The organism is Pseudonocardia sp. (genome assembly GCF_035305885.1).
GTDB lineage: Bacteria > Actinomycetota > Actinomycetes > Mycobacteriales > Pseudonocardiaceae > Pseudonocardia.
The window spans coordinates 40,694-63,385 of record NZ_DATGOP010000058.1 but is presented as its reverse complement, the minus strand read 5'-3'; the positions used below and the strand labels follow the sequence as shown (position 1 = coordinate 63,385).

Sequence of the window (22,692 nt, the reverse complement as noted above, 5' to 3'; positions counted from 1 at the left end):
TCACCTCGGGTCGGGCAGTCGGCTGGGACGCCGGGCGAAGTCCCTGACGAACTCGGTGGTCCGTTCGATCGCGACGGTGCTGATCTCGGTGCCCGCCTCGAGCGTGGCGCGGGTGGCGTCGCCGAACACGCCGTTGCGGGTCCGGGAGGCGAACGAGCGGACCACGCCCGCGGCGAACGGCTCGTAGTTGTCCTCGAAGGCGCCGTAGTCGTCGATGAGGTCGCCCGGCTCCAGCGCGTCGGGACGCACCAGATCGGCGGTCAGCGCCATGGCGACCGAGGTCTCGATCTCGCAGGCGTGGCCCCACCGCCGCGTCACGCGGTGGCGGGCGATGGCGTCGGCCGCCTGGGTCATCCAGAACGTCGACGCGGCCTCGATCCCGTGCTGGTAGGCGAGCTCGGTGATGAGGACGCCGAGGACGTTCTCGTTGCCGCGGTGGCCGTTGACGAACACGACCTTGGTGATGCCGTGGGCGCGCAGGCTGCGCGCCACGTCGGTGAGGACCGCGCGGAACGCGTCGGCACCGATGCTGATCGTGCCCGGGAAGTCCATGTGGTGCCCGGACAGCCCGAACGGCAGCGCGGGGGTGGCGACGGCGGTGGGGGAGAGGGTGGCCGCCACGCGCCGCGCGATCGCCTCGGCGATCCGCCAGTCCACCCCCATGGCGAGGTTGGGCCCGTGCTGCTCGGTGGCTCCCACCGGGATCAGGGCGACCCGCGGGCGCGGCGACAGCGCGGCGAACTCGGTGGTCGTGAGGTCGTGGAGGGTGCTCACGGGCGTCCTCCCGGCAGGTCGTCGAGGGGTACTTCCGGTTTCGGCGGGCTGAGCGGCCTCGTCAGCGCCGCCGCGAGCAGCAGCACGCCGGCGACCGGGATCGCCGCGTAGGTCCAGCCGGTGGAGATGCCGAGCTGGACGTACGGGATGGCCGCCCGGACGGTGGTGACCGACCAGCCCGCGACGATCAGCACGAAGAAGAACAGCGCCTCGAGCACGCGCAGGCCGAGCAGCAGCACACCCTGGGCGCGGCCGGCGAGCTTGCGGTCGAGGTAGCCGGTCACGATGTGCTCGCCCGCGCAGTAGGCGGCGACGGTGCCGATCATGACCAGCCACAGCAGCATCAGCTGGCTCAGGTCGGTCACCCACACGAAGCCGCCGCCGGCGGCGCGCAGGACGACCTGCACCAGGTTGACGACCAGCAGCGCGATGAACAGGGCGGCGGCGACCACCTGCGCCGCCAGGCCGATCGAGCCGCTGAGCCGGGACGACGCTCCCGGCCCGGCGGGGGTGAGGATGCTCATCGTTGCGCGTCCCGGATCTGGCGCGTCTGCTCGAGCAGGCCCTCCGGCCACAGCTGGCCGTCGAACTGGTCGAACCGGCCTTCGAGCGCCGCGCGGAACGCCTCGACGTCCGGTTCGACGACGGAGATGGTGGAGCGCAGCTGCTCCTCCGCGGCCGTGAGCTGCTTTCCGACCTCGGCCGTGTTCAGCCGCCCGGCCTCGATCGCCGCCTGGGTGATGGCCTCGCGGTCCTCGGCGCACAGGCCGTTCCACCACGCGTCGTTGACGTACCAGGAGCGGGCGTCGCGGATGTAGTTGGTCGGCATGTAGTGGCTCTGCACCTCGTGCAGGCTCTGGTTGATCATCGTGATCGCGCCGTTCTCCTGCGCGTCGACCACGCCCTGGCGCAGCGCGAGGTACAGGTCGGCCAGCGGCACGACCTGCGGGTTCGCGCCCAGCGCGCGGGCGAACTCCTGCGGCATGGGCGCCTGGGCGATGCGCAGCTTCAGCCCGCGCATGTCCTCGGGCGTGACGATCGGCCGGTTCGCCGACAGCGCCCGCGGCTCGGCGTCGCCCTCGACGGCGATCACCCGCACGCCGGTCTGCTGGGCGGCCTGCTCGAACAGCTCGGCGAACTCCTCGGACCGCAGGACGCCGACGAGCTGCTCGTAGCTGTCCCACATGAACGGGACGCTCACGACGGTGAACGCGTTCGCGCCCTCCAGCGTCGGGTAGATCGTGATCCCCTCGTAGAACAGGTCGACGCCCTGACCCGAGCTCAGCCCGGCGAAGATGCCGTTGAAGTCGCCGAGCTGGCTGTTCGGGAACACCCGCACCGTGATCCGCCCGTCGGTCGCCCGGGCGACGGACTCGGCGAAGTGGTTGGCGGCGAGGGTGGCGGGGTCGTCCTCGGCCCGGATCGTGGCCAGCCGCAGGTTCTGCTCGGTGCAGGTCCCGTCGCTCGCCGACGGGGCCGATTCACCGGTGAGGAAGCCGCATCCGGTGAGCGCTGCGAACAGTGCGGCGACGGTGGCGACGACGCTCGCCTTGGGGATCCTCATGGTTGTGCCTCCGGGGTGCGCGCGGTGAGGATGAACTCGATCTCGACGGGGGCTCGTCGCGGCAGCGCCGCGACCCCGACGGCGGAGCGGGCGTGGCGGCCCTTCTCGCCGAAGATGCGGCCGAGCAGTTCGCTGGCCGCGTCGACGACGCGGGGTTGGTCGTGGAAGCCGGGAGCGCTCGCGACGAAGCCGGTGACCCGCAGGACCCGGTCGAGGGCGTCGACGCTCCCGACGTGGGCCGCGGCGCAGGCGATCCCCTGCAGGACGCAGATGCGGGCCGCCTCCTGGGCCCGCTCGACGTCGATGTCGGCGCCGACGGTGCCGGTGATGCGGACCTCGCCGTCCTCCTTCGGCAGCTGCCCGCTGACGTAGAGCACGCCGGCGTGGTCGGTGACGGGCACGTAGTCGAAGCTCGGCGTGGCCGGCTCGGGCAGGGCGATGCCGAGCCGGGCGAGCCTGGTGCTGGGCAGGTCTGTCATCGCGGGTCCTCCGGGTCGGCCGGGTGCGGGGGAGCGAGGTAGTGGCGAGCGCCGGTCTGCGGGTCCGCGATGCGGGGCGCGAACCCGAGCTCGGCGCGGATGCGGGTGGTGTCCAGGAGCGGCAGGTCGGGGGCGCCGTCGGCGACCGGCTCCACGTGGGCGGTGGCCGGGGCGCCCGCGGCGGCGACGAGCGCGGTCGCGAGGTCGAACAGGCTCGACCGGTGGCCGGACGCGTTGTAGACGGGCCTCGTGGCGGCGGGGTTCGTCGCGCAGTCGAGCAGGCAGCGGGCCGCGTCGTCGACGTGCATCCAGTCCGCGACCCCGGTCCACGCCCGCAGGTGTGCGGGCTCGCCGGCCGCGAGGCGCCCGGTGAACCGCACCAGGTCCTGCTGGCTCCCGCCGTACCAGCGGCCGTTGCCGTAGACCAGCGGCAGCCGCACGCCGACCGCGCGGATCCCGTACTCGGCGGCGAGGACCCGGGTGAGCTGCTCGGCGCCCACCTTCGTGGCCCCGTACACCAGCTCCGGCGCGGTCGGGGCGTCCTCGGTGACCCCCGGGCCGTCCGCCGCGTCCCCGTAGCGGGCGCGCGGTCCGTACACGGTGCTGCTGCTCGACCACGACAGCTGCCGGCAGCCGCAGCCCTGCAGGACCCGCAGCAGCACGGCCGCGCCGCGCACGTTGACGTCGACCGCGCGGGCCGGGTTGTGCCCCGCCCCACCGGCGAGCCCGACGGTGCCCTCGCCGTACGCGGCGAGGTTGACCGCGGCGTGCGGGGCGAACTGCGTGAGGACCGCGGCGAGCGTGTCCTCGTCGGCGACGCTGACCGGTGCGTGCCGCCCGCCCGCCGGTGGGCCGGCCGGGTGGCGGGGCGGGCCGGGGTCGACGGTCAGCACGTCGAAGCCGCGGGCGAGCGCCTGGCGGACCACCTCCTGCCCGATGAACCCGTTGCCGCCGATGACGGCGAGCCGCTGCCGGCTCACCGGTCGCTCCGCAGGCGGGCGAGGGCCTTCTCGTCGATCTCGATGCCGAGGCCCGGGGCCTGGGGGACCAGCACGTCGGTGCCGTCGCGGTGCAGCGGCACGGACGCGAGCTCGTCGCGCAGCGCGTTGGCGCCGCGGTCCATCTCGAACCACACGGGTTCGGGCTGGTGGTCGGTGTGCGGGTAGGTGGGCACGCCCGCGAGCAGCTGCACGGTGGCGGCCTGCGACACCGCGCCGCCCCAGACGTGGGGGGAGAAGCGGACGTTCCAGGTCTGCGCCAGGTGCGCGATCACGCGTGCCTCGCTGATGCCGCCGCACTTGGTGACGTCGGGCTGGACCACGTCGATCAGCCGGCCCGCGATGAGGTCGCGGAACCCGAACCGGGTGTAGACGGCCTCGCCCGCGGCGAGCGGGACCCCGCACGCGCGCAGCATCCGCAACCCCTCGTGGTCGTCCGGGGTGACCGGCTCCTCGGCCCATCCGACGTCGTGCGCGCGGATCGCCTCGAGGGAGCGGATCGCCTGGTCGGCGGTGTAGTTGCCGTTGAAGTCGACGAGCACCACGGCGTCCGGGCCGAAGGTCTCGCGGGCGATGCGGGTGCGCTCGTCGTCGCTGGCGCGCCCCAGCCCGACCTTGATCTTGACGCCGGGGTAGCCGGCGTCGGCCGACTCCTGCAGCACCGCCCGGAACCGCCCGAGGTCGTTGTCGGGCGTGACGTAGCCGGTCGAGGCGTAGCAGGCGATCCGGGCGCGGGTGGGGCCGCCGAGCAGCTCGTGCACGGGCCGGGAGAGCGTGCGCGCGAACGCGTCCCACACCGCGATGTCCAGGCCGCTGGCCGCGATGACGTGCAGGCCGGAGGACGAGTAGTGGTAGGACCGCTGCAGCAGCCCGGTGAGCCAGTTCGACGAGGGCCGCAGCGGGGTGCCGACGAGCGCCTGGCCGAGCTCGTCGACCAGTGCCTTGACCGCGGGTGATGCGCCCCACGCCTCGCCCCACCCGACCACGCCGTCGCTGGTCTCGAGCCGGACGAGCACGGCAGCGCGCCCGGGGACGAGGCCGCGCGACGAGCCGTAGCGGTCGGCCACGTCCAGCGGGTCGGTGACCGGGATCGCGTCGATGCGCGTGATCGTGCTCATGCACGCCCCCCGAGCAGGCCGCTGAGGGTGGCCGACGGCGTGAGCACGTCGGGGGAGGTGCGGGCGATGAGCACCCGCGGCCCGCGCAGCGCGAGCAGCTCGCGGATCGCGTCGCCCAGCTCGCCGGGATCGGCGACGGTGCGCGCGGTCGCCCCGAGCGCCGCGGCGTAGGCGCCCAGGTCGGCGGGGGAGATGTCGACCGCGGCCGGGCGCCCGGTGGCGCGCGCCTGGTGCATGGCGATCGTCGCGTACAGGCCGTTCTGGAACACCACGACCAGCGGCTCGGCGCCGCACCGGGCAGCGGTCTCCAGTTCCTGGCCGGTCATGAGGAACCCGCCGTCGCCCGCGAGCCCGAGCACGGTGCGGCCGGGTGCGGCGAGCGAGGCGGCGACGGCGGCCGGGACGGCGTAACCCATCGCGCCGGAGACCGGCCCGACCTGGGTGCGGGGCCGGGTGAAGCGCCAGTACCGGTGGCCGAACACCGAGAAGTTGCCCGCGTCGTTCGTGACGATCGTGTCGGCGGGCAGGTGGGCCCGCAGCGCCGCCACCACCGCGGTCGGGTGCAGGCCGTCCGCGGCGGCCGGCACGGGCTCCGGGGTGCTGAACCGCTCGTAGCCGGCGCGGGCCTGCACCCAGCCGAAGCGCGCCCGGTGGCCGCGCTGCGCCGCCACCCGGGTCAGGGCGCGGGCGAACGCGGCGGGGGAGGCGTGCACGCCCAGGTGCGGGGTGACGACCGCGCCCACGTTCTCGGCCGCGGCGTCGACCTGCACGACCGCCGAACCGGCGGCGGGGAGCGTGTAGGTCTGGGTGGTGACCTCGTCGAGCCTGCTGCCCAGCACGAGCACGACGTCGGCCTCGCGCAGCGGGCGGGTGATCTCCGCGGGCGTGCCGAGCGCCAGGTGGCCCAGGTAGTGGGGGTGGTCGTTGGGGAAGGCGTCCTGGCGGCGGAAGCCGGCGAAGACGCCGAGGCCGAACGCCTCCGCGAGCTCGACGAGCTCGGTGTGCGCGTCCCGCGCCCCCTCTCCGACGATCGCGACCGGGCGTTCGGCCGCGGCGAACAGGTCGTACGCCGCGTCGACGGCGGCCTGTGCCGGCTCGGGCGCGCTGGTCGGGGTGGGCGCGTCGGCCGGGGCACCCGGACCGGCCAGCACGTCCGCGGGGAAGGCCACCACCGCGGGGCCGGGGCGCGGTCCCGTGCTGCGCCGCAGCGCCCTCGCGACGATCTCGGCCGCCCGGTCCGGGCGGTGGACCGTCGCGCCGAAGACGGTGATCTCGTCGTAGAAGCGCGGCAGGTCGACCTCCTGGAAGGCCTCCTTGCCCAGGTGGTCGGTCTCGACCTGCCCCAGCAGCACGATCAGGGGCGTCGAGTCCTGTTTCGCGGTGTGCACCCCGATGGCGAGGTTCGCCGCGCCGACGGCGCGGGTGGCCATGGCGACGGCGGGCCGGCCGGTCACCTTCGCCTCGGCCTCGGCCATGAACGCCGCGCCGGACTCGTGCCGGGTCGAGACCAGCTGCAGGCCCGGCCGGGCGGCGACCTCGTCCATGAGCTCCAGGAAGCTTTCGCCCGGCACGGTGTAGAAGCGCCGGACGCCCGCCCGCTCCAGCAGGTCGACGACGCTCGCCGCGGCATTGCTCACGCCGAGACCTCCGACCCGTCGCCCGCGAGCCGGCTGCTGACCGTGTCGATGTGCCGGGACGCCGCGGTGATCAGCGCGTCCCGGTCGCCGGCCTCCAGCGCGGCCACGATCGCGTGGTGCTCGGCCTGGGCCTGCTGGGAGTCCGCGGCGGGGCGCCCGCGGTAGTAGCGCGCGATCTGCACGTGGACCCGCAGGTCGTCGTAGGAATCGATCAGGTACGGGTTGCGGCACGGGACGACGGTGAGCCGGTGGAACTGCGCGTCGAGCTGGTTGAAGCTCACGATGTCGAGCTCGGGCGCGGCCGCGATCCCGTCGAGCTTCGCGAGCACCTGCCGGATCTCGTCGATGTCGGATGCGGTCGCGAGGCGCACGCTGCGCTCGAGCGCCCCGAGCTCGATGACCCGGCGGGCCTCCAGCAGCTGGCGCAGGCTCTCGGCGTCGAGGAGGGGGGTGACGCGGAAGCCCTTGTAGGGCTCCAGCGTGACGAGCTTCTCCGACACGAGGCGGTTCAGCGCCTCCCGCACCGGCGTGTGGCTGACCCCGAGCTCTTTGCTGAGGCGGTCGATCTGGAGCCGCTCTGCGGGCGCGAGCTGTCCGTCGAGGATGCGTTCGCGGAGGGTCTCGTACGAACGGTCGGTCAGACCGTCGCGGGGGACGCCGGAGCCAGTCATGTTTTATATATCTTCCATAATCCATGATCGGATGCAACCGGTTCGCGCTGGTTGATCGATCGGTGGCCTCGTGCGACGATCCAGTCCGCTTGGCGGTCAAGTGTCCGAACAGTGGACACCATGGCGCGACCGCCGGCCGAGGTGGACGCGGGAGGCAACGTGGCGGCGGTCCGGACGGGGTTGTGGCAGAAGGTCGCGCTCTTCGGCCCGGGGCTCGCGCTCGCGGCGACGAGCGTCGGGGCGGGCGACCTGGTCAGCGCGCTGGAGGGCGCCGGGTCCTTCGGGATGGGCCTGGTGTGGGTGGCGGTCGTGGGCGTCGTCATCAAATACGTGCTCACCGAGGCCAGCGGCCGGCTGCAGCTCAGCGGCCCCACCACGCTGATGGCGAAGATCGCCTCGATCCACGTCGGCTTCGCGTGGCTGTTCACGGTCGCCGTGGCGATCATGACGACGCTCTACGGCGCCGGGCTCGGCTCGGTCGCGGCGCTCGCGCTGGAGATGATGATCCCCGGGCTGCCCGCCGTCCCGACGACCATCGCGATCATCCTGGTCGCCGGGGCGATCGTCTACGCGGGCAGGTACGACTTCTTCGAGAAGTACATGGTCGGCTTCTCGATCGTCATGTTCCTCGGGGTCGTCGTGATCGCGGTGCTGGCGGCGGGCGCGATGGAGGAGCCGGCCACGATCGTCGAGACGCTCACGATCTCGATCCCGGGCGGGTCGCTCCCCGCCGCCCTCGCGATGATCGGCGGCGTCGGCGGGTCCGCGACGATCGCGATCTACGCCTACTGGGTGCGCGACAAGGGGTGGACCGACCTCGGACACCTCGCGGAGATGCGCAAGGACGCCGCGGTGAGCTACGGCGCGATCCTGGTCTTCGTGCTCTCCCTGAGCGTGGTGGGCACCGCGCTGGTCCACGGCACGGGCGTCACGATCTCCGACAGCGCCGAGCTGGAGGCGCTGGGCGGCCCGCTCGCGGCGATGTTCGGCCAGCTCGTGCGCATCGGGTTCTTCGTGACGTTCTTCGTGGTGGTGTTCTCCTCGATCGCCGGCGGGTTCAACGGCTTCTGCTACATGCTCGCCGACTGCATCCGGGTGGTGCGGCGCATCCCGGACTCCCAGGCGGACGCGTTCATCGCGCCGCGGCGGCCGCTCTTCACCGCCGTGCTCGCGTTCCAGGTGGTGGCGCCACTGGTCATCATGTTCACCGGACGGCCGGTCCAGCTGGTGCTGGCCTACGCGATCTCGGGGGCGTTCTTCCTGCCGCTGCTGGTCGTGGCGTTCCTCGTCCTGCTCAGCGGCCGGCGGGTCGCGCCCGAGCTGCGCAACCGGTGGCCGGTCACGGTGGTGCTCGTGCTGTCGCTGGTCCTGTTCGGGGCGCTGGCGATCAGCGAGACCGTGCGCCGGTTCGGGGGGTGAGTCCGGCAGGCGGCGGGCCGGATCCGGCCCCTCGGGGCGACTGCACAGGCCGTGGGTGTGCTTCACACACCGCCGGCGCCGTGCGAGGTGCACTCCGGGTGGGCGAGGTCGCTCGTGCGAAGTGCAGCGCCGGGGCCGCCGGACGGATGTCCGCCCAGCGGCTCCGGTCGCTCGCCGCCGCTACGCCGTGGCCGGGGCGCCGCGCCGCAGCGAGGCGCCGTAGGGGTCGGGCGACAGCAGCGCCGTCACGATCGTGATCATCACCATCGCCGACATGTAGAGGGCGATGAGGTGGTAGCCGCCGGTGGCGCTGAACAGCGCGGTCGCGATCACCGGGGCCAGGCCGCCCGCGAACACGCTGGCCGCCTGCGCCCCGATCGACGCCCCGCTGTAGCGCACCTCCGGCTCGAACAGCTCGGAGAAGTACGCCGGCTGTGGCCCGTAGACCCCGCTGTTGCCGACGTTCACCGCCACCACGGTGGCCAGCACGATGAGCGGCAGCGAGCGGGTCTCGATCGCCCAGAAGTACGGCCAGCTCATCGCGAGCAGCACCAACGACCCCCACAGCACGACCGGCCTGCGGCCGAACTTGTCGGAGGCCCAGCCGTAGAACGGGAGGCTGATCAGCCCGACCGCGGACGAGACGATCACCGCGAGCAGCAGCTGGTCACGCTCCATCCCGAGCGTGGTGCCGTAGGTCAGCACGAACGTGGTGTGGATGTAGAACGTGCTGTTCTCGGCGAACCGCAGGCCGGCCGCGCGCAGCACGTTCACCGGCTGGCGCCGCAGCACCGCGAGCACCGGCAACCGCTCGATCCGGCCCGCCGCCCGCGCCGCCTCGAACACCGGCGACTCGTGCACCTTGAGCCGGATCACGATGCCGACGACGACCAGCACGATCGAGGCGAGGAACGGCAGCCGCCAGCCCCAGGACAGGAACGCCTCCTCCGGCATGCTGCGCGACATCACGAGCATCGCCAGGTTCGCGGTGAGCATGCCCGCAGGCACCCCGACCTGGGGCCAGCTGCCGAAGAACCCGCGCCGGTGCGGGGGCGCGTGCTCGACGGCCATGACCGCCGCCGCGCCCCACTCGCCGCCGATGCCGATGCCCTGGACGATGCGCAGCAGGACGAGCAGGATCGGCGCCGCCGCCCCGATCGTCTCGGCCGACGGCAGCAGGCCGACGGCGAACGTGCCGCCGCCCATCAGCAGCACCGACAGCACCAGCATCGACTTGCGCCCGATCCGGTCGCCGAAGTGCGCGAACACGACTCCGCCCAGCGGTCGGGCGACGAAGCCGACGCCGAACGTCGACAGCGCGAGCAGCGTGCCGGTGAGCGGGCTCGCCGACGGGAAGAACAGCTTGCCGAACACGAGCGCGGCGGCCGCGCCGTAGATGAAGAAGTCGTACCACTCGATGGACGTGCCGATCAGCGTGGCCAGCGCGACCCGACGGGTGTGGACGGGGTTGGTCTCGGACACGGACGGAGCAGGATGCATCGGTGAACCCCCGGCGTTCCGCAGTGCGGAAATCTCCGATCATTTCCGGAAAGTCGCAGCGTAAGTGCGATCCGGTGGGTAGGGGCAGCCCGCTGCGCCATTCCCGGGACAAATGTCTCTGTGCGCCCCGCCGTCGCCGCCGCGCGAATCGTCGGAATCGCGCGATGTTCGCTTTCCGGACAGCCCTCGGCTGCGGCGGGCCGCCACCCGGCGGGGATGATGCCCGTCGACGCGCCACGGGAGAGGAGCCGACGTGACCGCTCGGGTGCCGGTCGACGCCGTGGTGCGGCTGCTGGAGGCGGCGGCCGCTGAGCACGGCGACCGGGAGGGCGGGCTGCGCGCGGTGCTCGCGGGCCTCGACCTGCCCGACGCGGACGCCGCGCGGCTCGGCGCCGCGGCGCGCCAGCTGCACGCGAGCTCCGAGCGGTGGCGGCGGCGCGGGCGCGAGCTCGCCGCGCTGTTCTCCAGCGCCCGCGAGCTCGCGCAGCTGCGCGACGTCGACCAGCTGCTGGACCGGCTCGTGGAACGCGCCCACGACCTGGTCGGCACCGACGTCACCTACCTGTCGGAGTTCGACGCCGACACCCACGAGCTGCGGGTGCGGACCACCCTCGGCACCGTCGCGCCCTCGTTCCGCGGGCTGCGGGTGCCGCGCGGGAAGGGGCTCGCGAGCCTCGTGGTGGAAAGCCGCAGCCCGCGGTGGACGCCCCACTACGGCGCGATGACGCAGGCCCCGCACGACGAGGCCATCGACGCCGCCGTCGCCGCGGAGGGCCTCGTGTCGCTGCTCGGGGTCCCGCTGCTGGCCGGGGACGAGGTGATCGGCGCGCTGTTCGCCGCGAACCGGTTCGAGCACGTGTTCTCCCCGGAGGAGATCTCGCTGCTGTCGGCGTTCGCCGACCACGCCGCGATCGTGCTGCAGACCGCGCGGCTGCTGGCCCGCAGCCGGGAGGCCGCGGAGGAGGCGAGCCGGGCCTACGCCGAGCTGGCGCGCCACGTCGAGGCGATGGAACGCGCGAGCGACGTGCACAACGACCTCACCGCGCTCGTGCTGGAGGGCGGCGGCGCCCCCGACGTCGCCGCCGCCCTCGGGCGGGCGCTGCAGTGCCGGGTCACGATCCTCGACGAGGGCCTGCGCCCCACCGGCGGTGCCGAGGCCGACCCGCCGGACGGGCAGCGCGACGCGTTGCGCGCCGCGGTCGAGGAGAGCCGCCGCAGCGGCCGCTGCGTCCCGTTGCCCGGCCCGCGGCGCGGCGTCGTCGTCGCCGTGGTCGCCGGGCAGACGTTCCTCGGCGCGCTGGTGCTGGAGCAGGGCGGCGTCGAGTTCGGGCCGGTGGAGCAGCGCACCGCCGAGCGGGCCGCCCAGATCACCGCGCTGCTCAGCCTCAAGCAGGACGCGCTGATCGAGGCCGAGCAGCGCGTGCGCGGCGACCTGCTCGCCGACCTGCTCTCCGGCGACCCCCAGCGCACCGCCCGCGTGGCCGAGCGGGCGAGGGCCCGCGGGGTCCGGGTCAACGAGCTGCACGCGCTGGTGGTGCTCGCGGTGCCGGCCGAACAGCGGCGCCGCGCGATCCGGTCCGCCACCCGGGCGGTGGCGCCGGGCGGCCTCGTCGGCGAGCACGCCGACCACGTGGTCGCCCTCTGCGCGCAGCGCGACCCGGCCGCCGCCGCCGAGTCGGTCCGCGCCGCGGTGCGCCGCGAGCTCGGCCCGCCGGTGCTCGCGGTGGCCGCCCCGCTGGACCACGGGCCCGGCGACGTGCCCGCCCGGGTCGAGGCGGCGGTCGCGTGCATCCGGGTGCTCCCGGCGATCGGGCTGGCCGACGTGGCCGCGACCACCGACGAGTACCTGCCCTACACCGCCCTGTTCGGCCCGGGCGAGCCCCGGGTGGGCGCGTTCGTCCGCGCGGTGCTCGGCCCGGTCCTCGACCACGACGCCGACCGCGGCGGCACGCTCGTCGAGACGCTCGCGGCCTACCTGGACCACCGGATGAGCCCGGTGGCCACCGCCCGCGCGCTGCACGTGCACAAGAACACGGTCCTGCAGCGGTTGGAGAAGATCTCCGAGGCGCTGGGGCCGGGCTGGCAGGAGCCGGACCGGCTGTTCCGGCTCGGCGTCGCCGTCCGGCTGGCCCGCCTCGGCGCTGTTGGGCGGTCCGCTGGGCGATCGGCACAGTGACCATGCCCAGCAGTGGACCGTCCGTCCATCCCGTCCGGCCTGCCCCGTCGCTACGGTGCCGACGCAACGCAAGCCAGGCTGATGTCAGACCACAGCGACGTGGAAGGGGAACTGTGTCGCCCACGAGTCGTATCCCCGGTCTCCGGGACCGCCCGGTGGAGGCCCGGCGCGCGGTCGTCGCCGAGAGCGCCGGGCTCGACCCGCAGCGCCTCGCGGCGTTCGACCCGCACCAGGGCCTCGACCCGGGGCAGGCCGACCACATGATCGAGAACGTGGTCGGGGTGCTGGGCGTCCCGCTCGGGATCGCCACGAACTTCGTGGTCAACGGCCGCGAGGTGCTGGTGCCGATGGCCACCGAGGAGCCGTCGGTCGTCGCCGCGGCGTCGAACGCGGCGAAGGTCGCCCGCGAGCGCGGCGGCTTCACCACGTCCTCGACCGACCCGATCATGCAGGCCCAGGTGCAGATCGTCGGGGTCGGTGACCCCGAGGCGGGCCGCGTGCGGCTGCTCGAGGCGCGCCGGGAGCTCATCGAGCTCGCCAACGCCCAGGACCCCCGGCTGGTCGAGGTCGGCGGCGGGGTCCGCGACATCGCGGTGCGCGTCGTCGGCTCCCGTGCGGGCACCTACGTCGTGGCGCACCTGCAGGTCGACGTCCGCGACGCGATGGGCGCCAACGCGGTCAACACGATGGCCGAGGCCGTGGCCGACCGGGCCGGGCAGATCGCGGGCGGGCGGCCGCTGCTGCGGATCCTCACCAACAAGGCCGACCTGCGGCTGTCGCGGGCGCGCGCCGTGTTCGCCGCCGACGCGCTCGGCGGGGAGGCGGTGGTGGACGACATCGTGCACGCGGCCGCGCTGGCCGAGGCCGACCCGTACCGGGCGGCCACCCACAACAAGGGGATCATGAACGGCATCTCCGCCGTCGTGCTCGCCACCGGCAACGACACACGGGCGGTCGAGGCCGGGGCGCACTCGCACGCGGTCTCCGCCGAGGGCCGCTACACCTCGCTCTCCCGGTTCGAGAAGGACGCCGCGGGCGACCTCGTCGGCACGCTCGAGCTGCCGATGCCGGTGGGCCTCGTCGGCGGCGCCACCACGGTGCACCCGGCCGCGCAGGCCGCGGTCGCGCTGCTCGGCGTCGGCACCGCCGCCGAGCTCGCCGAGATCATCACGGCGGTCGGGCTCGCGCAGAACTTCGCCGCCGTGCGCGCGCTCGCGACCGAGGGCATCCAGCGCGGCCACATGTCGCTGCACGCGCGCAACATCGCCACCACCGTGGGCGCGACCGCCGAGGAGCTGCCCGCCGTGGTGGCCCGGCTGGTGGCCGACCGGAAGGTGCGCGTCGACCACGCCGAGCGCGTCCTCGCCGAGCTGCGGACCGGGGGTGCGACGTGAGCGGGCGGCGCGAGCAGCTCGCCGAGGTCTGGGGCGACGTCGTCGACGTGGCCCACCTGTGGTGGTCGGTGGTGCTGGGCTGCGCGCTCGGCCTGCCGGCGTACCTGCTCGCCGGGCAGCTGTTCGCGCGTTTCACCGAGCCTCAGCTCGCGCGGACCTACGCGCTGCTGGTCGGGCTCGTCGCGTGCCTGGTCGCCGGGGCGATCTGTGCGCGCCTGTTCGCCCCGAAGCGCGACCTCGTCGAGCAGCAGGTCGACGACGCCGCCCGCGGCGAGGCGGTGGCCGAGCTGGTCGCCGAGTCCGGCGTGCTCGGCGACCTCGCCGACCTGCCCGAGGCGACCCGCCGCGAGCTGCGGGAGCTGGGGATCGACGGGCTGTTCACCGACCAGCGCCCGGGCGAGCCCGTGCCCGAGGCGGAACAGGCGGTGCGGAGATGATCTCGACGATCCTGCTCGCGCTCGGGATGGGGCTGCTCGGGGCGGTCGTGTTCTCGGCGATCGGCCTGGTGTCGGGCACCGACGAGACCGCCACGCTGGCCCCGCTCACGCTGCTGGTCGTGCTGGTCGGGGTGCCGCCGGCGGGGGTGCTGGCGTTCTTCCTCGCCGGCGCCGTCGCCAAGCACATGACGCACATGGTCCCCACCACGCTGCTCGGCATCCCCGGCGACACGATGGCGGTGCCGCTGCTGCGCGAGGCGGACCTGCTGCGCCGGCTCGGGGTGCCGCACATCGCGCTGCACAAGGCGCTCTCCGGGGCCGCGATCTCGGCGCTCATCGCCGTCCCCGTCGCGGTCGGCGCCGCGGCGCTGATCGCGCCGTTCGCCGACCAGGTCACCGCGGTCGCGCCGTACGTGTTCCCGGTGGCCGCGGCCGTCATCGCCTACTTCTCGCGGGGCCGGTGGGCCGCGGTCGCGGGCCTGGTGCCGATGGTGCTGGTCATCGCCGCGCTGCAGGCGTTCGTGAAGCCGATCAACGGCTCGGCGCTGTCGATCAGCTTCTTCCTCGGCATCGCGATCGGGCCGCTGGTCGCGGATCTGTTCCGCATCTCGTCCCCGCTCGCGAGCGGGTCGATGCGCCAGCAGACCCGCCGCTCGTTCTTCCTGGCCCCGGACGTCAAGAGCTGGCAGGGCTGGTTCCCCAACCCGCTGTCGGTGCTCGACCGGTCGCAGAAGGCCGCGACCGGCGCGGGCGCCGTCGTATCGAGCCTGACCTTCGTGCTCAGCCCGGTGGCGATGACGGTGCTGGTCGGCGAGGCGGTCGGGGCGCGGATCAAGCACGCCTACCACCGGCTGACGTCGGTGATCGCGGTGAAGAACGGCGTCACGGAGTCGACCTACATCGCCGAGACGCTCATCCCGCTCGTCGCGATCGGGCTCCCGCTGAGCCCGGTGGCGGCCGGGCCGGCGGCGCCGCTGTTCAACGCGCCTCCGGTGTTCACCGTCGACGCGGGCGGGGGCGGGACGCACAACCTGCACGACCTGCTGTCGACGGGGGAGTTCCTCGGCTACGGGCTGCTCGCCGTCGTGCTCGGGGTGGTCGTCGCCTACCCGTTCGCGATGAACTACGCGCGCCCGGCCGCCGCGTGGGTGGTCCGCAAGCTGAGCCAGGAGGCCGTGATCGGGACCTTCGCGGGCCTCATCCTCGTCATCTCCGTCTACGAGGGAGGCCTGCTCGGCCTGCTCGTGGCGGTGACCATCGGGATCTTCGGCGGGCTCATGAACCGGCTGCTCGGCATGCACGCCGGCGTGCAGTTCATGGCCTACTACACCGCGGCCCTGTTCATCCCGACGCTTCTGGGCTGAGTCCCTCGCGGGCGCGGAAGGCCGCGTCCACCGCGGCGGCGAACGCCTCCATCGAGGGGTATTCGGCGCCGTAGGAGAACTCGCCGCCCGGCTGGGGGGTGGCACCCCAGCCGGGCCGGTCGTGCCTGCGGTTGATCCAGACCGAGTCGAGCCCGTGCCTGCGGGCGGGCACGTGGTCGTGGAACAGGCTCTGGGCCACGTGCAGCAGCTGCTCGGGGGTCGCGCCCAGCCCGGGCAGCGCCCGCTTCAGCGCCTCGAAGTGGTTGTCGGCCGGCTTGTACGCGCCGACGTCCTCCGCGGTGATCACCGCCGCGAAGTCGCCCTGCAGCTGCGTGTTGCTGCCGGCGAACCCGGCACGGTGCACGTTGGAGACGATCACGAGGTGGTAGCGGCGCGCCAACGCCGCGAGCGCGTCCCGCGAGTCCGGGAACGCGGGCCAGCTCGGCACCGACTCCCCGAGCCGGGTGGCCCACTCCGGCGAGACCGGGCGCCCGAGCGACTCCCCGACGGCCCGGAAGGCGGCGGCGAGCACGTCGGGGTAGGGCGCGGTCGGCCGGGTGCGCGCGACCTCGGCCTCGGCGTCGGCGTACGCGACGAGCAGCTGATCGTCGTCGAGGGCGAGCCCCTGCTCCTGCGCCCACGGCCGCAGGACGGCGGCGATCCCGCTCTCCCAGTCGATGAGCGTGCCGTAGACGTCGAAGCTGAGCACGCGGTACTCGGTCAGGTCACGCACGAATGCCACTCCTTCCGCAACGTTCGTTGCAGTCTGTTACGCGTCGGGGTCGGGGAACAGCCCGTACCGGTCCCACAGCGCCTGGATGCCGTCGCTCGCCCGCCGTGCGGCGGCGGGGTCGAGCGCGACCACGGCGGCGACCACCGCCTGCACCACGGTCGTCGCGGCCACCACGGAGGGGAACATGCCGGCGCCCTCGCTGGGCACCTGAACCAGCTCGGTGGCCAGGTGCGAGAACGGCTCGCCCGCGCGGTCGCTCACGACGACGACGCGGGCGCCGCGCTCGCGGGCCACCCCCAGGGCGTCGAGGACCTCCCGCGGCGTGCGCCACAGGAGCATGGCCACCACGCAGTCGCCCTCGCGCAGCAGCGAGACCGCGTTGAGCAGGCCGGTGCCTCCGACCTGCTGCAGGCGCACGTCGTGGCCGAGCGTCTGGGCGAGGTGGGCGAGCTGCAGGCCGGGCGCGGCGAAGCTGCCGGAGCCGAGCACCAGCGTCACCCGGGCGTCGACCAGCAGCCGGGCCGCGCGACCGATCTGCTCCTCGTCGAGCACCGCGGACAGGTCCCGCAGGTTCGCCAGCTCCCGGCGCAGCGTCGCGCGCGCCGGGCCGTCGTCGGTGGCGTGCTCGGTGAGCACCTGCGACGCCGAGAGGCCCGCCAGGTAGCGGGAGCGGATCTCGGCCCGCAGCGCGGGCCAGCCCGAGAAGCCGAGCAGCTGCGCGGCGCGCACCACCGTCGCGACGTTGACCTGCGCCGCCCGCGCGGCGGCCGCGGTGCTCGCGTACGACATCCGGCGCGGGTCCGCGGCGAGCGCCCGCAGCACCTTCGCCACGCCCCGGCCCGGCTCCCGCCCGGCCAGGCGCCGCTCGACCCAGGCCGGCACCCTTGCGCCCTCGTCGCCCACGCCGCGAGTATTGCAACGAACGTTGCGATCGGTGAGAGGGGCGGCGGATGGCCGACGGGCGGTCGGGTGCGCTGGTCGTGCGGGGCGGCACCGTGGTCGACGTCGAGGCGGGCGTCGCGCGCCGCGGTGACGTGCTCGTGGTGGACGGGCGGATCGCGGAGGTGGCCGAGCGGGTCGCGGCCCCGGGCGGTGCGGCCGAGCTCGACGCGAGCGGCCGGTACGTGGTGCCGGGCCTCATCGACTGCCACGTCCACGTCACCGCGGGCAGCGCCGACCTCGGCGCGGTGGCCGAGAGCTCGCCGTACTACGTCGCGGCGCAGGCGAGCGCGGTGCTGCGCGGGATGCTGCGGCGCGGCTTCACCACCGTCCGCGACGTCGGCGGGGCCGACTTCGGGGTGGCCGCGGCGGTCGAGGACGGCCTGTGGGAGGGCCCGCGGGTCGTGTTCGGCGGCAAGGCGCTGTCCCCGACGGGCGGGCACGCCGACCTGCGCGGCCCGGGCCGCACCGCCCTGGACCAGCACGCCTGCTGCCCGGGCCTCGGCCGCGTCTGCGACGGGGTCGACGAGGTGCGCCGGGCGGCCCGCGACCAGCTGCGGACCGGCGCCCACCACGTGAAGGTCATGCTGTCGGGCGGCGTCGCCTCGCCGACCGACCGCATCGACTCCCTCCAGTTCTCCGCCGACGAGGTCGCCGCCGTCGTCGAGGAGGCGACGAACGCGAACCGGTACGCCACCGGGCACGCGTACACGGCGGCGGCGGTCAACCGCGGCCTCGCGCTCGGCGTGCGGTGCATCGAGCACGGCAACCTCATCGACGACTCCAGCGTGGCGCTGTTCGTCGAGAAGGGCGCCTACCTCGTGCCGACGCTGGTCACCTACGAGTACCTGCGCCGCGAGGGCGCCGCGGCGGGCCTGCCCAAGGCGAGCCAGGACAAGGTCGGCGTCGTGCTCGACGCCGGGCTCGAGGCGCTCGAGCGCGCCTGGAAGGGCGGGGTGAAGATCGCGTTCGGTACGGACCTGCTCGGGTCCATGCACCGCCACCAGAGCGACGAGTTCCGGATCCGGGCCGAGGTGCAGCCGCCCGCGGAGATCCTGCGCTCGGCCACGTTGGTGGGCGCCGAGCTGATCGGCCGCGCCGGCGAGCTCGGCACGATCGCTCCCGGCGCCGTCGGCGACCTCCTGCTCGTCGACGGCGACCCGCTCACCGACGCCACCGTCCTCGCCGAGCCCGACCGCCACCTGCGCGCGGTGGTCACGGCCGGCCGCGTGGCGTGGGCCGGCTGATCGCGTAGCCGGCCGCCGCTTCCGCCACGGCCGGGCGCTCGGCGCCGCACCCGGGCTCCCACCTGCGCCGGAGTGCGACCGGGACCCTCGATTGACCCTTCGGCATACCTATGTATACAGTCGCACACCGTTGTTCCCGACAACGGAGATGGGATCCGATGCCGACCACCGCCAAGCCCGCGCACTCCCGCTCGATGACCCGGCGCGTCATCACCGCGTCGTTCGTCGGCACCGCCGTCGAGTGGTACGACTTCTACCTCTACGGCACCGCATCGGCGCTGGTGTTCGGCACGCTGTTCTTCCCCGACTTCGACCCGCTGGTGGGCACCCTCGCCGCGTTCGGCACGTTCGCCGCCGGGTTCCTCGCCCGCCCGATCGGCGGCGTCGTCTTCAGCCACTTCGGCGACCGCGTCGGGCGCAAGACCATGCTCGTCTACAGCCTCCTCGGCATGGGCGTCGCGACGTTCCTCATCGGGCTGCTCCCGACCTACGACCAGGTCGGCGTGCTCGCGCCGGCGCTGCTCCTGCTGCTGCGGCTGGCCCAGGGGTTCGCCGTCGGGGGCGAGTGGGGCGGCGCGGTCCTGATGTCCGTCGAGCACGAGCAGCACGGGCGCCGCGGCCTCGCCGGCAGCTGGACCCAGGCCGGTTCGCCCGCCGGCCTGGTGCTCTCGACCGTCGCCTTCGCGCTCACCGCCCTCATGCCCGCCGACCAGTTCGCGGCGTGGGGCTGGCGGATCCCGTTCCTGTTCAGCGCCGTGCTCGTGGCGCTTGGCCTGTTCATCCGGCTGCGCGTGATCGAAAGCCCCGAGTTCGAGCAGGTCAAGAGCTCGGGCGCGACGGCGTCGGTCCCGGTGCTCGAGGCGATCCGGGAGCACCCGCTCAACATCTTCCTCGCGGTCGCCACCTGCCTCGCACCGTTCGTGAACTTCTACCTGTTCGCCACGTTCGTGCTCACCTGGGCGACGCAGTCGCTGGGGATGCCCCGGGGCGCGGTGCTCACCATCGTCGCGGTCGCGGGCGTCGTCGAGCTCGTCACGATCCCGCTCGCCGCGGCGCTGTCGGACCGGGTCGGACGGCGCCGGGTGTTCCTCACCGGGGCCCTGCTGTTCGCGCTCTACGCCTACCCGTTCTTCCTCGTCAACGCCGCGCTGCCGGGGACGGCCACCCTCGCCGTCACGACGGTCGTCGGCCTCGGCCTGATCCACCCGCTCATGTACGGGCCGATGGCCACGCTCTTCGCCGAGCTGTTCCCGCCGCGCGTGCGCTACAGCGGTGCGTCGCTCGGCTACCAGGTCGGCGCGATCCTCGGCGGCGGGTTCGCCCCGCTCATCCTCACCTCGCTGCTCGCCGCCGGGTCGGCCGTGGTGACGATCCCGCCGTACATGATCCTCGTCTCGGTGCTGACCTTCGGCGCCGTCTGGTGGGCGACGCAGCCGGGGCGCCGGTTCGAGGACGAGGGCCTCGCCCCCGCCACGAGCCGGGGTGGGACCGCGTGACGGTGACCGCGACCACCGGCCTGGCCGCCCTGAGCGGCCGCGTCGACGAGTGGCTGCAGACCGCCCGCGAGGACGCGCAGCTGCGGGCGTTCGCCCGGTCCGCGGACGTGCGGCTCGGGTTCGACGACGGGGCCACCCGGGTCTGCGTCGAGGTGCGCGACGGCGACCTGCGCCCCGGCGCCGAACCCGAGTGCGTCCTGGTCGCACCGGAGCGCGCGTGGGCGGACCTGCTCTCGAGCGACCCAGCGCCGACCACGCACCACTTCCTGGCCATGCGGATGCGGGTGGCGGGCACGCGCGTCGACGGCGACGAGGTGCGCTTCGCCCAGCACGCGCACGTCGTGCGCCGCCTGCTCGAGATCGCGCGGGCCGTCGTCAGCGGGCCGGTGCGGCGCGCCCCCGACCCGGTGCTGGACCGGCCCGCGATCACCGGCCGCTACGTGCCGGTCGAGCTGCGGGGCGCGCGCCTCGACCTGTACGTGGAGTCGGCGGGCGCGGGCAGGCCGCTCCTGGTCCTGCACACCGCGGGCGCCGACTCGCGGCAGGCGCACCCGCTGATGGCCGACCCCGAGCTCACCGCCGGGTACCGGGTCGTCGCGTTCGACCTGCCCGGGCACGGCCGGTCCGACGCGCTCCCCGGGCCGCTGGGCTCCTGGTCGCTCGACGGCGGGCTCTACGGCGACGCGATCCTCGCGGTGGTCGACGCGCTCGCGCTCGACCGCCCGATCCTGCTCGGGGCGTCGATGGCCGGCGAGGCCTGCCTGTTGATGGCGCACCGCGCCCCCGACCGGCTCGGCGGCGTCATCGCCTGCGAAGCGGCCGACCACGTGCCCGGCCGGGTGACCCCGTGGGCGGGTCACCCGCGGGTCAACGAGGCCACGTTCGTGCCGGAGTGGATCGAGGGCCTGATCGGGCCGCGCGCCCCGCAGGCCGCGCACGACGCCATCTGGCGCACCTACTCCCAGGGCGGGCACCGCACGTTCGCCGGGGACATCGACTTCTACAGCGGCGGCTGGGACGGCCGCGACGTCGTCGGTGAGATCGACACCGCCCGCTGCCCGGTCGTGATGATGACCGGCGAGTACGACTACTCGTGCACCCCGGCGATGAGCGAGGCCACCGCGCGCCGCATCCCGGGCGCCACCTTCTGGACGATGCCCGGCCTCGGCCACTTCCCGATCTGCGAGCACCCCGACGCGTTCCGGCCCCACCTGCAGCGAGCCCTCTCGATCATTGGAGCAGCCCGTGCCTGACCGCACCGCCGTCCCGGTCGTCCCGGACCCGCGGATGCTCATCGGCGACGAGCGGCCGGCCGTCGCCGGCGACCGCCGCATCCGCGTCACCAGCCCCATCGACGGGCGGCACCTCACCGACGTCGCCGACGCCTCCCCGCAGCAGGTCCGCGACGCGATCACGGCCGCGGAGTCCGCGTTCGCCGCGTGGCGGCGCACCAGCGGGCTCGAGCGTGCGCGGCTGATGCACCGGCTCGCCGACCTCATCGAGCGCGACGCGGACGACCTGGCCCTGCTGGAGACGACCGACAACGGCAAGCTGCTGCGCGAGACCGCGAGCCAGGCCCGGTTCGCCGCGCGCAACTACCGGTTCTTCGCGGGCCTGGCCGACAAGATCTACGGCCGCACGATCCCGCTCGACGCGTGGGACACCTTCGACTACACCCGACGCGAGCCGGTCGGCGTGGCCGCGCTGATCACGGCGTGGAACTCGCCGATGCAGCTGCTCGCCAACAAGCTCGCGCCCGCGCTCGCCGCCGGCTGCACCGTGGTCGTCAAGCCGAGCGAGATCGCGCCGCTCACCACGCTGCGGCTGGCCGACCTGGTCGCCGAGGCCGGGTTCCCGCCCGGCGTGGTCAACATCGTGACCGGCGGGCGGGAGGCGGGCGTCGCGCTCACCACCGACCCGCGGCTCGGCCGCATCAGCTTCACCGGGTCCGTCCCCACCGGCCAGGCGATCGCGCGCGCCGCCGCCGACACCCTCGTGCCGGTGACCCTGGAGCTCGGCGGCAAGAGCGCCAACATCGTGTTCGCCGACGCCGACCTCGACCGGGCCGTGCCGGGCGCCGTCGCCGGCATCTTCGCCGCCGGGGGCCAGACCTGTATCGCCGGCAGCCGGCTGCTGGTGGAGGACCGCGTGGCCGACGAGATGGTCGGGCGGATCGCCGAGATCGCGCGGGGGATCGTCGTGGGTGACCCGCGGGACGCCGCCACCCAGATGGGTCCGGTCGCCTCCGAGGCGCAGCGCACCCGGATCCTCTCCATGGTCGACGCCGCCGCGCGCGACGGGGCGACGCTCGTCGCCGGGGGCACCGACGTGCCGGCGTCGGCGCTGCCCGGTGGCTCCTACCTCGCCCCGACGGTGTTCACCGACGTCGACCCCGCCTCGCCGCTGGCCCGCGACGAGGTGTTCGGCCCCGTCCTCGCGATCACCCGGTTCTCCGGCGAGGAGGAGGCGATCGCGCTCGCCAACGGCACGGAGTACGGGCTCGCCGCGGGGGTGTGGACCCGCGACGTCGCGCGCGCCCACCGCGTCGCCCGCGAGCTCGTCGCCGGGACGGTCTGGGTGAACACCTACCGCTACAGCGCCGCGCAGGCGCCGTTCGGCGGCGTGAAGAAGTCCGGCTACGGCCGCGAGCGCGGCATCGAGGCGATCGACGAGTACCTGCGCACCAAGAACGTGCTCGTGGACCTGTCCGACGAGGTCCGCGACCCGTTCACGATCAAGTCCTGAT

At 74.2% G+C, this 22,692-nt stretch carries 20 protein-coding genes; 9 read left to right on the top strand and 11 right to left on the bottom strand.

What is annotated here, in order from left to right; genetic code table 11:
- Genes VKZ81_RS11500 through VKZ81_RS11465 form a run of 8 tightly spaced genes read right to left on the bottom strand, consistent with a single transcriptional unit; the run spans position 1 to position 7,241 of the window.
- On the bottom strand, positions 1-774 hold the full coding sequence (locus VKZ81_RS11500; RefSeq protein ID WP_324241482.1) for a creatininase family protein: 774 nt from the start codon (positions 772-774) through the stop codon (positions 1-3).
- Complete coding sequence (locus VKZ81_RS11495; RefSeq protein ID WP_324241481.1) at positions 771-1,298, bottom strand: TRAP transporter small permease; 528 nt, start codon at positions 1,296-1,298, stop codon at positions 771-773. Before VKZ81_RS11495 ends, VKZ81_RS11500 begins: the two co-directional genes overlap by 4 nt.
- Positions 1,295-2,338, bottom strand: coding sequence for a TRAP transporter substrate-binding protein (locus VKZ81_RS11490; protein WP_324241480.1), 1,044 nt, complete (start codon positions 2,336-2,338; stop codon positions 1,295-1,297). The genes VKZ81_RS11495 and VKZ81_RS11490 overlap by 4 nt, the downstream gene beginning before the upstream one ends.
- Complete coding sequence (locus VKZ81_RS11485) at positions 2,335-2,817, bottom strand: RidA family protein (RefSeq protein WP_324241479.1); 483 nt, start codon at positions 2,815-2,817, stop codon at positions 2,335-2,337. The genes VKZ81_RS11490 and VKZ81_RS11485 overlap by 4 nt, the downstream gene beginning before the upstream one ends.
- Positions 2,814-3,797 carry an NAD-dependent epimerase/dehydratase family protein gene (locus VKZ81_RS11480; protein WP_324241478.1) on the bottom strand — a complete coding sequence of 328 codons (984 nt, stop codon included), beginning with the start codon at positions 3,795-3,797 and terminating at the stop codon, positions 2,814-2,816. Before VKZ81_RS11480 ends, VKZ81_RS11485 begins: the two co-directional genes overlap by 4 nt.
- Positions 3,794-4,933, bottom strand: a complete 1,140-nt coding sequence (locus tag VKZ81_RS11475; RefSeq protein WP_324241477.1) for a mandelate racemase/muconate lactonizing enzyme family protein — start codon at positions 4,931-4,933, stop codon at positions 3,794-3,796. Before VKZ81_RS11475 ends, VKZ81_RS11480 begins: the two co-directional genes overlap by 4 nt.
- A complete protein-coding gene (locus tag VKZ81_RS11470) occupies positions 4,930-6,570 on the bottom strand; it encodes a thiamine pyrophosphate-dependent enzyme (protein ID WP_324241476.1) in 1,641 nt (546 codons plus the stop codon). Before VKZ81_RS11470 ends, VKZ81_RS11475 begins: the two co-directional genes overlap by 4 nt.
- On the bottom strand, positions 6,567-7,241 hold the full coding sequence (locus tag VKZ81_RS11465; protein WP_324241475.1) for a GntR family transcriptional regulator: 675 nt from the start codon (positions 7,239-7,241) through the stop codon (positions 6,567-6,569). Before VKZ81_RS11465 ends, VKZ81_RS11470 begins: the two co-directional genes overlap by 4 nt.
- A 120-nt stretch (positions 7,242-7,361) precedes the next feature.
- Between VKZ81_RS11465 and VKZ81_RS11460 the strand changes: the two genes are divergently transcribed.
- Complete coding sequence (locus tag VKZ81_RS11460) at positions 7,362-8,660, top strand: Nramp family divalent metal transporter (RefSeq protein ID WP_324241474.1); 1,299 nt, start codon at positions 7,362-7,364, stop codon at positions 8,658-8,660.
- Between the two features lie 180 nt (positions 8,661-8,840).
- Here the strand turns inward: VKZ81_RS11460 and VKZ81_RS11455 are convergent, their stop codons facing one another.
- Positions 8,841-10,142 carry an MFS transporter gene (locus tag VKZ81_RS11455; protein WP_324241473.1) on the bottom strand — a complete coding sequence of 434 codons (1,302 nt, stop codon included), beginning with the start codon at positions 10,140-10,142 and terminating at the stop codon, positions 8,841-8,843.
- 271 nt (positions 10,143-10,413) lie between these two features.
- Between VKZ81_RS11455 and VKZ81_RS11450 the strand changes: the two genes are divergently transcribed.
- Genes VKZ81_RS11450 through VKZ81_RS11435 form a run of 4 tightly spaced genes read left to right on the top strand, consistent with a single transcriptional unit; the run spans position 10,414 to position 15,531 of the window.
- Positions 10,414-12,336: a helix-turn-helix domain-containing protein gene (locus VKZ81_RS11450; protein ID WP_324241472.1), complete on the top strand. Its 1,923-nt coding sequence runs from the start codon at positions 10,414-10,416 to the stop codon at positions 12,334-12,336.
- Between the two features lie 2 nt (positions 12,337-12,338).
- Positions 12,339-13,730 carry a hydroxymethylglutaryl-CoA reductase, degradative gene (locus VKZ81_RS11445; protein WP_324241471.1) on the top strand — a complete coding sequence of 464 codons (1,392 nt, stop codon included), beginning with the start codon at positions 12,339-12,341 and terminating at the stop codon, positions 13,728-13,730.
- Positions 13,727-14,167: a hypothetical protein gene (locus tag VKZ81_RS11440; protein WP_324241470.1), complete on the top strand. Its 441-nt coding sequence runs from the start codon at positions 13,727-13,729 to the stop codon at positions 14,165-14,167. The genes VKZ81_RS11445 and VKZ81_RS11440 overlap by 4 nt, the downstream gene beginning before the upstream one ends.
- Complete coding sequence (locus VKZ81_RS11435) at positions 14,164-15,531, top strand: tripartite tricarboxylate transporter permease (protein WP_324241469.1); 1,368 nt, start codon at positions 14,164-14,166, stop codon at positions 15,529-15,531. The genes VKZ81_RS11440 and VKZ81_RS11435 overlap by 4 nt, the downstream gene beginning before the upstream one ends.
- On the opposite strand, the gene VKZ81_RS11430 is transcribed toward VKZ81_RS11435, so the two are convergent.
- Both VKZ81_RS11430 and VKZ81_RS11425 read right to left on the bottom strand, forming a co-directional pair.
- Positions 15,509-16,264 (bottom strand): HAD-IA family hydrolase, encoded by a 756-nt coding sequence (locus tag VKZ81_RS11430; protein WP_324241468.1) that lies wholly within the window; start codon positions 16,262-16,264, stop codon positions 15,509-15,511. The two genes, VKZ81_RS11435 and VKZ81_RS11430, sit on opposite strands and share 23 nt — an antisense overlap.
- 36 nt (positions 16,265-16,300) lie before the next feature.
- Positions 16,301-17,167 carry a MurR/RpiR family transcriptional regulator gene (locus VKZ81_RS11425; RefSeq protein ID WP_324241467.1) on the bottom strand — a complete coding sequence of 289 codons (867 nt, stop codon included), beginning with the start codon at positions 17,165-17,167 and terminating at the stop codon, positions 16,301-16,303.
- Between the two features lie 47 nt (positions 17,168-17,214).
- Between VKZ81_RS11425 and VKZ81_RS11420 the strand changes: the two genes are divergently transcribed.
- The 4 genes from VKZ81_RS11420 (at position 17,215) to VKZ81_RS11405 (ending at position 22,691) form a co-directional block, all read left to right on the top strand.
- Positions 17,215-18,450 carry a metal-dependent hydrolase family protein gene (locus VKZ81_RS11420; RefSeq protein ID WP_324241466.1) on the top strand — a complete coding sequence of 412 codons (1,236 nt, stop codon included), beginning with the start codon at positions 17,215-17,217 and terminating at the stop codon, positions 18,448-18,450.
- A 158-nt stretch (positions 18,451-18,608) separates the two neighbouring features.
- Positions 18,609-19,946 (top strand): MFS transporter, encoded by a 1,338-nt coding sequence (locus VKZ81_RS11415; RefSeq protein ID WP_324241465.1) that lies wholly within the window; start codon positions 18,609-18,611, stop codon positions 19,944-19,946.
- Positions 19,943-21,199 carry an alpha/beta fold hydrolase gene (locus tag VKZ81_RS11410; protein WP_324241464.1) on the top strand — a complete coding sequence of 419 codons (1,257 nt, stop codon included), beginning with the start codon at positions 19,943-19,945 and terminating at the stop codon, positions 21,197-21,199. The genes VKZ81_RS11415 and VKZ81_RS11410 overlap by 4 nt, the downstream gene beginning before the upstream one ends.
- Positions 21,192-22,691, top strand: coding sequence for an aldehyde dehydrogenase (locus VKZ81_RS11405; RefSeq protein WP_324241463.1), 1,500 nt, complete (start codon positions 21,192-21,194; stop codon positions 22,689-22,691). The genes VKZ81_RS11410 and VKZ81_RS11405 overlap by 8 nt, the downstream gene beginning before the upstream one ends.
- The last annotated feature ends 1 nt before the right edge of the window (position 22,692 follow it).

What these genes read in the sequence shown, in the direction of transcription:
- VKZ81_RS11495 (WP_324241481.1), bottom strand. Translation starts at nt 1,298, where the DNA reads ATGAGCATCCTCACCCCCGCCGGGCCGGGAGCGTCGTCCCGGCTCAGC.
- VKZ81_RS11490 (WP_324241480.1), bottom strand. Translation starts at nt 2,338, where the DNA reads ATGAGGATCCCCAAGGCGAGCGTCGTCGCCACCGTCGCCGCACTGTTC.
- VKZ81_RS11485 (WP_324241479.1), bottom strand. Translation starts at nt 2,817, where the DNA reads ATGACAGACCTGCCCAGCACCAGGCTCGCCCGGCTCGGCATCGCCCTG.
- VKZ81_RS11475 (WP_324241477.1), bottom strand. Translation starts at nt 4,933, where the DNA reads ATGAGCACGATCACGCGCATCGACGCGATCCCGGTCACCGACCCGCTG.
- VKZ81_RS11465 (WP_324241475.1), bottom strand. Translation starts at nt 7,241, where the DNA reads ATGACTGGCTCCGGCGTCCCCCGCGACGGTCTGACCGACCGTTCGTAC.
- VKZ81_RS11460 (WP_324241474.1), top strand. Translation starts at nt 7,362, where the DNA reads ATGGCGCGACCGCCGGCCGAGGTGGACGCGGGAGGCAACGTGGCGGCG.
- VKZ81_RS11445 (WP_324241471.1), top strand. Translation starts at nt 12,339, where the DNA reads ATGCCCAGCAGTGGACCGTCCGTCCATCCCGTCCGGCCTGCCCCGTCG.
- VKZ81_RS11435 (WP_324241469.1), top strand. Translation starts at nt 14,164, where the DNA reads ATGATCTCGACGATCCTGCTCGCGCTCGGGATGGGGCTGCTCGGGGCG.
- VKZ81_RS11420 (WP_324241466.1), top strand. Translation starts at nt 17,215, where the DNA reads ATGGCCGACGGGCGGTCGGGTGCGCTGGTCGTGCGGGGCGGCACCGTG.
- VKZ81_RS11415 (WP_324241465.1), top strand. Translation starts at nt 18,609, where the DNA reads ATGCCGACCACCGCCAAGCCCGCGCACTCCCGCTCGATGACCCGGCGC.